This window comes from Odoribacter sp. (assembly GCF_985060555.1).
In genome coordinates, this window is sequence record NZ_CFKYFN010000090.1 from 43,941 (window position 1) to 56,804 (window position 12,864).

A 12,864-nucleotide genomic window follows, 5' to 3' on the forward strand; every position below is an offset into this window, starting at 1 on the left:
CTAAATACCCTTTCGGGCTATACTTAGTTCTTGAAATAATCGGCGATCACCTTGTCGGCTGCTTCAAAGCCCAACCGGGAAGCGATCTCCAGGTCTTTTAAAGCTTCCTCGGATTGGTAGAGTGCCATTTTAGCAATGGCCCGGTTATAATAGGAACGGGCACTCGAAGGATCGATATCGATCGCTTCGGTGTAATCCCTGACCGCTGCTTCTAGTTGGCCTTGTTTCTGCAATACTACTCCCCGATTGAAATACAGAGCACTGGAATTCAAACCGAATTCTTTTGCCTTCGCAACTTCTAAATCGACATTTTTTCCGAGGCGCAGGGCTTCGTTATAATCTTTTAAAGCCCCTTCGAGATCGTTCATCCTGAACCGGGCTATTCCCCGGTAATGGTAAGCCTGGATAAAATCGGGACGCAGGCTGATCGTCTGGGAATAGTCCTGAATGGCATTGGCATAAATACCCAGATTTTCATAAAGAATACCCCGGTTAAAATAAGCATCTGCATGATCCGGATAATTGGCTATGACATAGTTGAAATCTGCTAAAGCTTCTTTGTAACGGCGGGTATTGGCATACGAAATAGCCCGGTTGTAATAAACCGGAAACCAGGTATTGTTTATACTCAGAGCGTTGTCGAACTCGGTAATCGCTTGCTCATACAGGTTTTGTTTCATATATTCCAGTCCACGCTTATTAGCCTGTTTCACTTTACTGTTACAGGCTGTCAGGAAAATTACTACTATAAGCAATAATTGATATCTCATTGGAATATGATTTTCTATACACTATTCGGGCAGATGCCCAACGATTTGACAAAGTTAACGAATCGTCCTGAATAATTAAAACATTGATTCTATTTTTCTCTCTCTTTTCCATATAATTTCGGGATTAGATCCGCCCGATGGATTCTACGGAGCAGGGTCATGATCTGTTCCCGGAATTCTCTTTTATACCAAAAGAAAAACATGTTTTGTTGTTTTTTTTCTTTTTCTGATTTTGCTGTGTCGATTTTTTGTAGCGAATAGGGGTGATAACCGGAATAGTAAATGGTGGTCGCCACAGTCATCGGCGTGGGGGTAAAGTCTTGCACCTGTTCGAGTTTAAAATCCAGAGCTTTTGTGGCTACAGCTAATTCCGCCATATCTTCGGGGCGGCAACCCGGATGAGAGGAGATAAAATAAGGAATGATTTGTTCGTTCAAACGGTGTTTTCGGTTAATCTCATCGAAAATCGATTTCAGTTGCTGGAACAAACCGAAAGCAGGTTTGCGCATCAAACCTAACACTGTAGGAGAACAATGTTCGGGAGCAACTTTGAAACGTCCGGATACGTGGTGACGAATGACAGTCTCAAGATATCGTCTATTCGTTTTATCAACTTCTTTATTTCCTGTATCACTTAAACACAAATCATACCGGATCCCGGAACCGATAAAGCAATGTTTGATGCCGGGAACCTGACGGGCCTCTTCGTAAATTCGTAATAAGGGTCCGTGGTCTGTATTCAGGTTTTTACATACGGTCGGATAGGCGCAGGAAGCCCGTTTACACAACCGGCAAATTTCCTCATTTTTACCTTTCATGTGATACATATTGGCCGAGGGGCCTCCCAGGTCGGTAACGGTACCTTTAAAGTCGGGCATGGCGGTGATTTGTTCCAACTCTTGCCGTATCGATTCAGGAGAGCGCGAAACAATGAATTTTCCTTGATGGGCAGAGATGGTGCAAAAAGCACATCCCCCGAAGCATCCCCGGTGCAAAGTCACGGAATGCCGGATCATATTATAGGCCGGAATTTCTTTCCCTTTGTAACGGGGGTGAGGCAGACGGGTGAACGGTAAAGCATAGACGGCATCGAGTTCCCGGGTAGTCGGCGGAGGATAAGGAGGATTGACAATCACTTGCCGGTTATCTACGGGCTGAATCAGACGGGCCGCTTCGATACTGTTCGATTCTTCTTCGATATACCGGAAATTTTCGGCATGGTGTTTTTTATTACTCAGACAAGATTCGTGGGAGTGTAGAATGATCGTTCGCCACTTTTTATTGGTCGCGACAGTTTCATCACCGGCTCTCAGGACGGCGGTCTGTGGTATGTTGGTCAGATTGCGGAAGGGAATTCCTTTTTGCATCAACCGGCAAATATCGGTCAACGGTTTTTCTCCCATACCGTAGATCAGCATATCGGCTCCACTATCGATCAGGATAGAGGGTTGTAAGGTATCCTTCCAGTAATCGTAATGGCTGAGACGGCGTAAAGAAGCTTCGATTCCTCCGATAATCACCGGGGTATCGGGATATAGTTTTTTCAGGATACGGGTATAAACGATCGAAGGCATATCGGGACGTGCACCTGCCCGTCCATCCGGGGTATAGGCATCGTCCGACCTCCGGCGTCTGGCAGCAGTATAATGGTTGACCATCGAATCCATACTTCCGGCACTGACACCGAAGAACAGACGGGGAGTACCTAGTTTTCGGAAATCCCTTAAATCATCCTGCCAGTTGGGTTGAGGCACCAAAGCGACTTTCAGTCCCAGAGATTCCAGTAATCTTCCTACGACAGCTCCTCCGAAAGAAGGATGGTCGACATAGGCATCTCCTGAGAACAGGATGACATCCGGAACATCCCAGCCTCGTTCCTTTACTTCTCTGACAGAAGTTGGAAGCCATTGTAATGTTTGCGTCGTATTCATTCATTTGAGATATTGCGCAAAGATAACTAATTTTTGTACCTTTGCCCTCCCCAAAGTTGAAAACCTCGGTGACCGAAGAGCGTCTTTGGGTATTTTTAGATGTTTTTGACGATATGAAAAAAGTAAATATTATCAGTCTGGGGTGTTCGAAGAATCTGGTCGATACCGAAATGCTGTTGAAACAACTGGATCAGGCAGGCTATGATACTGAAACCGATGTAGAAAATTCGGATGCAGAGGTGGTTATTGTGAATACCTGTGGATTTATCGGGGATGCGAAAGAAGAATCGGTAAATACCATTTTGGAACAAGTGGAACGGAAGAAAGAAGGGATTGTAGAACAAGTATATGTGATCGGTTGTTTATCACAACGTTATGGAGCAGAACTTCAAGAAGAAATTCCAGAGGTTGATGCTTTTTTCGGTAAGTTCGATTGGAAAGGGGTATTGGAGCGGATGGGTGAACATTTCGACGAGCGGATCCGTAATCAACGGGTTTTAACTACACCGGACCATTATGCTTATCTGAAAATTTCGGAAGGATGTAACCGCACTTGCTCTTATTGTGCTATACCGATCATGACCGGAAAACACAAGTCCAGGGATTTTGAAGAATTGCTGGAAGAATGCCGGGCATTGGTAAAGGGGGGAGTCAAGGAAATTTTGGTGGTCGCTCAGGACTTGACTTATTACGGTATAGATTTGTATGGAAAAAATCGGTTGGCAGAACTGATCGGGCGGATTGCAGATATAGAGGGCCTGGAATGGATTAAGCTGCATTATGCTTACCCGGCCGGATTTCCGTTAGAATTGTTAACGGTGATGCGTGAACGTCCTAATGTATGCAAATACCTGGATATCGCCCTGCAACATTGTAGTGATCATATGCTGCAACAGATGCGAAGAGGCATATCTAAGAAACAAACCATAGAACTGATACGTAAAATCCGGCAGGAAGTACCCGGGATATTTATCCGTACGACTCTAATGACCGGACATCCCGGGGAGACTGCCGAAGACTTTGAGGAACTTTGTGAATTTGTCCGGGAAATGAGGTTCGAACGCTTGGGAGTATTCCCTTATTCACATGAAGACGACACCTGGTGTGACCGGCATTATCAGGATGATGTTCCCGAAGAAATCAAGAGGGAACGGGCCGGGCGAATCATGCAGATACAAGCCGGTATAGCCGAAGAGATCGGGCGTTCACAAATCGGACAGGTTGTGAAGGTACTTATCGACCGGCAGGAAGAGGAGTATTATGTCGGGCGTACCGAACACGATTCTCCTGAAGTAGACCCCGAGGTTTTGATTCCTGGTGAGAGAACTTTGCAAGTCGGTGAATTTTACCGGATGGTGATTACCGGGGCAGACGAATACGATTTATTTGCTGAAATCAGGGAAGAAGAATAGTTTGCACTGTATAATTATAATAAAAAACGGAAAACAATGAAAGAAATGAAATTAATGTTGTTGGTGCTGCTGGTTGCGGTAACCGGATGTAAAAGTAGTGACAATTCACTGACTTTGTTAAGAGCCAAAGAATGGCAATTGAAGTCGATGACTGAAAATGGAAAGGAAGTAAAGAATCCTCAGCAAATTCCGACTCTGGTATTTAGCGATAGTAGTGCGGTATATGGTTCTGCAGGATGTAATCGTTTCTTCGGAACTTATGAAGTTGGGGAAAAAGGGAAAATGACCTTTAAGACCGGAGGGGCTACCATGATGTTTTGCCCGGATATGCCTTTCGAAGATGCTTATTTAAAGGCATTGAACAAGGTAGAGCAGTATACGGTAACGGATCAGGAGTTGCAGCTTAAAGGAAAAGATCAACTGCTCATCGTGTATGTACCTGTCGATACCACCCAACGCATCGGAGTGGCCGAGGACGATCACGGATGTAATGCAGCTGCAGGTTATACCTGGTCGGAAGTAAAACAGAATTGTATCCGTTTGTTCGAAGACGGCGTGCAGTTGGTGTCTGAAACGGATAAATCCAGTTCTTCGGCTGCTTATGTCGTTTTTGCTGCCGATTCGTTAAAAGCAGAAGTATATGTTCCCGGGCATGATAATCATCCGGTGCTCGACCGCCGTACTCTTCCTGCAGGAGGATATGTCTGGAACCAGGAAGATGACGACACTTACAATGTACGCCGGCTCGACGGGAAATGGGTGATCGAACAACGGGGGAAGGTACTGTATAAACAAGCTGACAAATAATATCGATAACTTAAAAGAGTCCTCATTGCCGGGGACTCTTTTTTTGGGAACTTATGAAGTTATTTAAATCTAGGTTTATTTCGTTAATAATTCGTCTTCGGTGATCGGAATTGTCGAACCGGTCGCTTCTGTCGGTCGTCTAACTTTTTCTATCACTGACCGGCGGAACTCCTCACTTCGCAAAAAACTTTACGTTACGTTTCCGTCAGACACCACCGGTCGGGTGTTCAGAAAAAGCAAGACGACACTCGCCAGAGTTCCAATGGTCTCCAATCCCGATCACCTCCGACTAACGTTATCACTGAATTGCAGCCCAGTCTTAATTTAAGAAAGATTATTCTCACTGGAAATAATCCGGATGGTCCGTCTTCCTGCTGCTGCAAATTTCCGGTTGTATTTTCTTTGCCGGTTAGCTCTGATGTCAGATGAAGGGGGGATACCGGAAGCTCGTGGGAGTAGTGAGTAATTACACTGACGACGGTATTGACAGGAGCTTATTCATTTACTGCGATTCGGATCGGTTTTTACAAAGGGAATCAAAACTTATTGAAAAAATGGCTTAAAAATAAATAACAGATAATTTAAAAATAGTTTGCTAAATTTTGTGGAAATGCTATTTTTGTATCAGTCATATTTTCAATTATAAAAAATAAGTCATATGAGTAAGAAAGAGAAAAGTATTGAACTGTTGAATAAAGCAGTAAACGATGAGTTATTGGCTGTACACCAAATATATGTATTTTCATTTCCGGTGTGATGATATGGGATTCGATCTGGTTTCCAATTTATTCAAACGGATCGCTATCCAGGAGATGATGCACGTTGAACAATTGGCCGAACGTATTTTATTCCTCAAGGGAGAAGTAGAAATGAAAGTGGCCGGAGAAGTGAGAAAGCTGACCGAGGTAAAAGATATGTTGGAACAGGCGGTGAAGATGGAAATGAATAGTGTAGACGATTACAACAAATGGGCCAACGAATGTGCCGCCAATGCAGATTCTGTATCTAAAAAATTATTCGAGACACTGACTGCCGAAGAAGAAGTTCATCAGGATCAGTTTGAAACCGAGCTGGATAATCTGGAGAAATTCGGAGATCATTATTTGGCCTTACAATCTATAGAACGTAGTAAGAGCGTAGCTACCGGTACTCCGGCAGAATAACGTCCCCAGACGTTTGATAACGAACGATAAATAACAAATCGGGATTGTAAGTATTTGTTATTTATCGTTTTTTTATTCACTATAATCTATTTTACTTATGTTAAATCAATTATTTTGGATTGTACCGATTTGTTCGGTAATCGCCTTGTTATTTGCCTGGTTTTTCTTCAAAGGGATGATGAAGGAATCGGAAGGCAATGAGACCATGAAACGGATTGCCGGCCATGTCCGCAAAGGGGCGATGGCTTATCTGAGACAGCAGTATAAGATTGTTGGGCTCGTATTCCTGGTCTTGTGTCTGTTTTTTGCCTGGATGGCTTATGGTCCGGGATTGCAGAACGGTTGGGTATGGTTTGCCTTTTTGACCGGTGGTTTTTTTTCCGGATTGGCCGGTTTTATCGGAATGAAAACAGCCACTTATGCTTCGGCCCGAACGGCGAATGCGGCCAGCCGGAGCATGAACGACGGTTTGAAAGTGGCTTTCCGTTCGGGAGCTGTAATGGGTTTGGTGGTAGTCGGACTGGCTTTGCTGGATATTTCTTTGTGGTGGCTGGTACTGGATTGCTTTGTCGAAGAAGCCAGTGCTACCCACAAAGCAGTGATGATTACGACTACCATGCTGACTTTCGGTATGGGGGCTTCTACCCAAGCCTTATTTGCCCGTGTCGGGGGCGGTATTTTTACTAAAGCGGCTGATGTCGGAGCCGATCTGGTCGGGAAAGTAGAAGCCGGAATTCCCGAAGACGATCCCCGTAATCCTGCAACTATTGCAGACAACGTCGGAGATAATGTGGGAGATGTCGCCGGTATGGGAGCCGATTTGTATGAGTCCTATTGTGGTTCGGTGTTGGCTACTGCTGCGCTGGGGGCTGCTGCTTTTATCACTGTGCCGGAATTACAATTCAATGCAATCCTGGCTCCGATGTTGATTGCCGCTTTCGGCGTGATCCTTTCGTTGTTGGGTATATTTATGGTAAAAACCAAGGAAGGGGCATCTCAGTTGCAATTGCTGAGGGCATTGGACCGGGGAATCAATACCAGTTCCGTGCTGATTGTGGCTGCCAGTTTTCTGGTGATTCATCTGCTGGGCCTGAGTTATTGGATTTGCGGCTCGGTGATTACAGGCTTGCTGACCGGTATCGTAATCGGAAAGGCGACGGAATATTACACTTCACATGCTTACAAACCGACTCAGGATATAGCTAAAAGTTCGGAGACGGGTCCTGCTACCGTGATTATCAAAGGGATCGGAACCGGAATGATTTCGACGGCAATACCCGTAATTACGATTGTGGTCGGTATCATATTGGCTTATTTATTTGCTGCACAATTCGATATGACCGATATGTCGATGGGATTGTATGGGGTAGGAATTGCTGCTGTGGGGATGCTTTCGACTTTGGGCATCACTTTAGCGACGGATGCTTACGGTCCTATAGCCGATAATGCCGGTGGAAATGCTGAAATGAGCGAACTGGGAGCCGAAGTCCGGCAGCGGACAGATGCATTGGATGCCTTGGGAAATACGACCGCAGCGACCGGAAAAGGGTTTGCTATCGGTTCGGCTGCATTGACGGGTTTGGCTTTACTGGCTTCGTATATTGAAGAAATCAAAATCGGTTTGATCCGTTTAGGGCATACGACACTCGAGGTCGGAGGGAAAGTGGTCGATACAGCTTCGGCAGGTTTGAAAGATATGATGACTTATTACGATGTGAATCTGATGAACCCGAAAGTGTTGGCCGGCGTATTTATCGGTTCGATGATGGCCTTTTTATTTTGTGGGCTGACGATGAATGCGGTAGGGCGTGCGGCACAGAAAATGGTCAACGAAGTAAGACGGCAATTCCGCGAAATTAAAGGGATTATGGAAGGAAAAGCCGAGCCCGATTATGCCCGTTGTGTAGAGATCTCTACCCGTGGAGCACAGCGTGAAATGATCTTTCCGTCTTTGCTGGCTATTATTATTCCGATTATTGTCGGATTGATTTTTGGTGTAGCCGGTGTAATGGGACTTTTAGCCGGAGGATTGGGTTCCGGATTCGTTTTGGCGGTTTTCATGGCTAATTCCGGGGGAGCTTGGGACAATGCCAAGAAATATGTCGAAGAAGGTCATCTGGGAGGTAAAGGTTCCGAATGTCATAAGGCAACGGTAATCGGGGATACGGTCGGAGATCCGTTCAAAGATACTTCCGGGCCGAGCCTGAATATCCTGATTAAACTTATGAGCATGGTTGCCATTGTAATGGCAGGTGTAACTTGTATGTTCAGTCTGTTGTAGATGCAGAAAGATACGATACTTTCAAGCATTGAAAATTTTCTATATATTATCTGCTTAATATTTTTATGGGATAGAAAACTCTTTAGAACTACTTTGGGTAAAATAGGGATTATTGCTAATGTCTGCTTGAAGAATTAAAATGATAAGTCGAGATAGTCATCCCTTAAAAAGTATATTTCAGCGAGGCCGTTTTCTCTCTAAGTGTCTCGCTGATTTTTTCTATAAACCAACAAGTCTCCCTCATGTTTTTTTGAAGTTATATACTATGTCTAACAAGTTTTGACATGCACCCCAAAAGTTTTGTGTCCAACTTTTAGGGTGCATGTCAGATATGTCTGACAGGGGTATTTGTATGTTGGAATCAAGGGAGCTGGTTTATTTTGGTACAAAGGAGAAGATTCGCTTGTTTTTTGGGGGTGCAGCTTATGTTAGATTTTCCAAGATGAGATTGAGATTTACGTTTGCCATTATAAAGCATAATTTTGATATACTACCTATTCAATATATGGAAACTTGCATGCTATATATTCTATAAATCAGTAAAGAAATGCTATTTAAGTAATGACTAATTAGAAAAGACTAAAGAATGGATAATGATAATACAAAACAATAAATTTAAAGTTCAATCTTTTCAGCTTACATGTAACCACCCATGAGTATTTGCATTGCTTATTATTTTACACCTATAATAATGATTTATCCTCGTTCAATATATCTAACATATCAATTATATCCTTTTTCATTTTATCAGTATGAACAGATCTAATTTTAGGGCAAAAATTGGTAATACGGTTAGCTAGACATCGAAATTTTGCGTATTGTTTATTATCATAATAGAAAATAGCCAATAAATACAAAGGAGTGAGTCTGCTAGGAACCATTGCAAATGCTTTTTTATAATATTGTTCTGCTTTGTATGCATTACCCAGACTTGCATAGAGCTCTGCCAACAATAGTGCAAAATCAGGGTTATTGCTAATTGTATGTCCTTTTTTTAATATCTCAATGCTTCTTATATAATTCATCTTATTTTTTAAAAAAATGGCATAATCAAGCAAAAACCTGTCATTGTTTGCAAGACGATCATAGTTATCCAGAAAGTCACTTTCTTTTCTTATCTCGAATATGCACATTTCGGAACGATGTTTGCTTTTCTCCCATCTCATTGTGGTATTCACTGTAGCGAGATAATCAGGTAATCGTAATGTCGTAAAAATGAACATAGATGATAACATCAATAACGTAAATTTACACGGTATAACACCTCTATCTGAATTCTCTCTTAAAGACATTAAAACTACCAATACAATTATAATGGGAATCAAATGTAGTGGATAAGAAGTACATGAAATTATTAATATAGAGATAATACCATAAGCAAATATTCGATTATTGCCAGATAGCTGTTTTTTAATTATAAAAAACAAAATGAAAATGAAAAAAAGTAATCCGATAATACCTGTTTCATAAATGATATTTAAATATTCATTGAAAGCGTAATAAGGAGTATCTGCATATTTAACCCAATTTGACTCAAAACCATGTTTTGCATAGAATTTTTCTTGTGCTATGATATATTGTTTGGAAAATGTACCAATACCAGTACCAGTAACCATTGGGCTGTCCAATTCACACAAGGATACTTGCCAAATGTGGAATCTGCCGTTAACTGACTCTGGTCGAATATAATAGCCTGTTGCCATAATAATTAAGATGGCTAATACCCCTATAGCAAGTAAAGCTTTTTTGTGTCTTAAATAATTAATTCTGTTCCTAATACGCCTTGTCGTTAAAATGAATATTGCAATGGGAATGCCGAATCCCAACAAAGCACTTCGACTCCCAGATAATACTAGCATAATAATGATAAAAATTGATGCTATCAGACTTAAGTAATAGGATGCTTGAAAAAGCATTGCTGTTTTGTCGTATTGAGTATCTTGCTTTCGATATACGGCAAATAAAGAATAATTGGAGATAATATGCAAAACCATAATAACTCCAAGTACAGCGAGAAAAATTCCAAAAGGACCCGGATTAAGAAAAGTACCTGTTACCGAAAATGAAGTGTGCCTTGAATCTAATATACCTAAGAATTGTCCTGTTCCAACTAGTGACTGGAAGATTTCAGTAACAGCCAACAAACAGATCAAAATATACTTTACATGGAAACAATGTAATATAATGCGAAATGCAAAATATAGAACGAAAAATAACTGTACGGAATATATATCAGATTTGTCGGATAGTGCATTATTATATTCATTCATAAAAATGAAATATAGATAAGCAACAAATATGGATACGTCGATTATATCGAACTTATGTTTTCTAACATATGCAATTAATAAAGCCTCGCATAGTAAGGTTGTGCTAGCTATACCTAGTAGAAAATGCTGATGATTCAATTCTTCTCCTTGATAAGTAAACATTATACAATATAATGTCACACTTCCATAAGTTGAAAGGATATTCAAAAGCCCTTTGATGCCACATGTCTTCATCTTTAATTTGTAGTTTCTGGGTAGAAGATAACAATGACAGAAACAATATTTTCGAAATAATTCTCTCCATTGCTCGCGTCAAAGCTCTTGTCGTAATAGACAAGCCCTTCATTATATAAAAACTCCAGACTTTTCTTCAGGCTGATTTCGTCTGGAATTGACTTGTTACGATTGATTGCAGATGCTACTAACTCTGAATGCAGTTTTTTGAAAGAACGTGGCTTATCATTGGTCCTATACAATATTTCCACTTCCAAAGAGTCTGTACTCCAAGATAAAGATTTGATATTCTTGTTATTGATATATTCTTTGTATGATATTTTATTTTGGTCGCGTTCGATTCTGTATGTGTGTTTATTTGTCAAATAATATTTTTCGATTTGATGAAAACTATTCCATTGAATATTGTTGATTAGACGAACGAATTCAAATATTTTCCATTGGTCTTTCCGGTTAAAAGTATTACGTAAAATAATATGTGACAATTTGTATAAGTTCCATATAGGATCATCTTCATTAATTTCTTTATAATACACGCTGGAGGAGTTGACGGTTAGCGGTATAGTAACGTGTCGAAACATCTTGTAATCTAAGAAAAATCTTAAAAATCGCAAATTGGAACAAGCCTCGATTATATCTTCCGTGGTTTCCTCTGGGAGACCTGTCAAAACATTAACCCCACCTAATATTACTTTATGGAAATTTGCGAATTTTACATATAATAAATTACTCGAAAATGTATTTTTTTTGTTGATTTTTTTTAATAAAATACTACTTGCGCTTTCATAGCCTATTTGGGCATATATAATGCCAGCATCGAACATTTTTTTAATTGTTACATAATCCAGATCTTTAGTTATTATTTCAGCTAATACTATTTGAAAACGTGGAAATTCATTTTTAATCTCAATAAAGCTATCTAAAAGAAGATGAAAACGTTCCATATCTTTCCCGATTAGATCATTGTCCAGGAATTGAAATTCGAAAATTTCATATGTATTGATCATATATTTGATCTCTTGTGTTATTTTGTCTATCGCTTTTAAACGGTATTTGTAATCCGTATTGAGATAACAAAAGTGACATTTGTTCCAATGACAGCCACGACTTCCTTCTATGGTTATATAAACAGGACTATCGACATTCAGTTTTTTCCTTGTCTCAAAAAAATCAGAATAATCAGGGAACAATACCAAATCAGTCATATTTAAATATTGATTATTCCGTTTATTCGATACTAAAATCTCATTATTACTTTTATATGCGATGTTGCTTACCTGCTGAAGAGTGGTAATATCATTTGTTCGTTCGAGATAACGTAACAATTCGAGTAAAGGAGTTTCACCTTCTCCCCAAATAGCATAATCGAACTGAGTAAATTTATTTAAATATGTTATTGCGTTATCTTTGGTATTAATTCCACCCACAATAATAGGGATAGTTGGATCGATTTTTTTGATTTTTTCGGCGATAATTGACGCAAATAACCATTGATCCATTTTCATGGCAAATCCCCAGCACAGCACTTCAGAAAAATCTATTGAGGACAACAAATCATCTATTGTTTTTTCCATTTGCTTGTATGCAGACTCCATATAGCGGGCGTAAAAATCCGGTTCTGATGTTAAATGTCTCGGGTTGATACTTTGTAAAATTACTTTAATTTCATTATATATATGTTGATCATTATTTCGGAAGGCTATATAGTTTAAATACAAGAGCATATTGTACATTTCGTCACACGCTTTTAAATTGGAGAATAAAAAATCGTGCTGAAGAGTAAAAAAATATAGATTCCAGTATAATATTGAAACTTTGTAGTCGTGCTTCTCAAGCCATGCTTTCAGTATAGAATGAGCAGGCGAAGGAATATTGATTTGAACAGGCGGAGACCAATTAAGTATAATTCTTTTTGGCATAGCAAATAATATTAGTTCGTAAAATGAGGATAATATCAGTAAAGTAACATCTATGTTTGATGCAATACTACAAAATG

At 40.4% G+C, this 12,864-nt stretch carries 8 protein-coding genes; 4 read left to right on the forward strand and 4 right to left on the reverse strand.

Translation table 11 applies throughout. The annotated features are described in order from the left end of the window. Positions 1-23: 23 nt before the first annotated feature. Together AC5RDS_RS11765 and AC5RDS_RS11770 are read right to left on the reverse strand one after the other, a co-directional pair. Positions 24-770, reverse strand: coding sequence for a tetratricopeptide repeat protein (locus AC5RDS_RS11765; protein ID WP_013611096.1), 747 nt, complete (start codon positions 768-770; stop codon positions 24-26). Positions 771-859: 89 nt separating this feature from the next. Then, entirely contained in the window at positions 860-2,701 is a 1,842-nt protein-coding gene (locus AC5RDS_RS11770) for a YgiQ family radical SAM protein (protein WP_013611095.1), read from the reverse strand. Positions 2,702-2,814: 113 nt separating this feature from the next. Here AC5RDS_RS11770 and rimO point away from each other — a divergent pair, with 113 nt between their 5' ends. The 4 genes from rimO to AC5RDS_RS11790 all read left to right on the forward strand — a co-directional run bounded on the left by rimO (position 2,815) and on the right by AC5RDS_RS11790 (position 8,364). Then, the gene (gene rimO / locus AC5RDS_RS11775; RefSeq protein ID WP_041557175.1) at positions 2,815-4,113 is read left to right on the forward strand and encodes a 30S ribosomal protein S12 methylthiotransferase RimO; all 1,299 of its coding nucleotides are present in this window, start codon (positions 2,815-2,817) and stop codon (positions 4,111-4,113) included. 36 nt (positions 4,114-4,149) lie between these two features. Continuing rightward, entirely contained in the window at positions 4,150-4,920 is a 771-nt protein-coding gene (locus tag AC5RDS_RS11780) for an META domain-containing protein (RefSeq protein WP_087382646.1), read from the forward strand. 707 nt (positions 4,921-5,627) lie between these two features. After that, positions 5,628-6,083, forward strand: coding sequence for a ferritin-like domain-containing protein (locus AC5RDS_RS11785; protein WP_228026183.1), 456 nt, complete (start codon positions 5,628-5,630; stop codon positions 6,081-6,083). 97 nt (positions 6,084-6,180) lie between these two features. Then, positions 6,181-8,364: a sodium-translocating pyrophosphatase gene (locus AC5RDS_RS11790; RefSeq protein WP_013611092.1), complete on the forward strand. Its 2,184-nt coding sequence runs from the start codon at positions 6,181-6,183 to the stop codon at positions 8,362-8,364. A 683-nt stretch (positions 8,365-9,047) separates the two neighbouring features. On the opposite strand, the gene AC5RDS_RS11795 is transcribed toward AC5RDS_RS11790, so the two are convergent. Beyond that, entirely contained in the window at positions 9,048-10,634 is a 1,587-nt protein-coding gene (locus AC5RDS_RS11795; protein WP_175315391.1) for an O-antigen ligase family protein, read from the reverse strand. Positions 10,635-10,870: 236 nt separating this feature from the next. After that, complete coding sequence (locus tag AC5RDS_RS11800) at positions 10,871-12,787, reverse strand: B12-binding domain-containing radical SAM protein (protein ID WP_147347665.1); 1,917 nt, start codon at positions 12,785-12,787, stop codon at positions 10,871-10,873. Between the last annotated feature and the right edge of the window lie 77 nt (positions 12,788-12,864).

What these genes read in the sequence shown, in the direction of transcription:
- rimO (WP_041557175.1), top strand. Translation starts at nt 2,815, where the DNA reads ATGAAAAAAGTAAATATTATCAGTCTGGGGTGTTCGAAGAATCTGGTC.
- AC5RDS_RS11785 (WP_228026183.1), top strand. Translation starts at nt 5,628, where the DNA reads ATGAGTTATTGGCTGTACACCAAATATATGTATTTTCATTTCCGGTGT.
- AC5RDS_RS11780 (WP_087382646.1), top strand. Translation starts at nt 4,150, where the DNA reads ATGAAAGAAATGAAATTAATGTTGTTGGTGCTGCTGGTTGCGGTAACC.
- AC5RDS_RS11800 (WP_147347665.1), bottom strand. Translation starts at nt 12,787, where the DNA reads ATGCCAAAAAGAATTATACTTAATTGGTCTCCGCCTGTTCAAATCAAT.
- AC5RDS_RS11795 (WP_175315391.1), bottom strand. Translation starts at nt 10,634, where the DNA reads ATGAATGAATATAATAATGCACTATCCGACAAATCTGATATATATTCC.
- AC5RDS_RS11765 (WP_013611096.1), bottom strand. Translation starts at nt 770, where the DNA reads ATGAGATATCAATTATTGCTTATAGTAGTAATTTTCCTGACAGCCTGT.
- AC5RDS_RS11770 (WP_013611095.1), bottom strand. Translation starts at nt 2,701, where the DNA reads ATGAATACGACGCAAACATTACAATGGCTTCCAACTTCTGTCAGAGAA.
- AC5RDS_RS11790 (WP_013611092.1), top strand. Translation starts at nt 6,181, where the DNA reads ATGTTAAATCAATTATTTTGGATTGTACCGATTTGTTCGGTAATCGCC.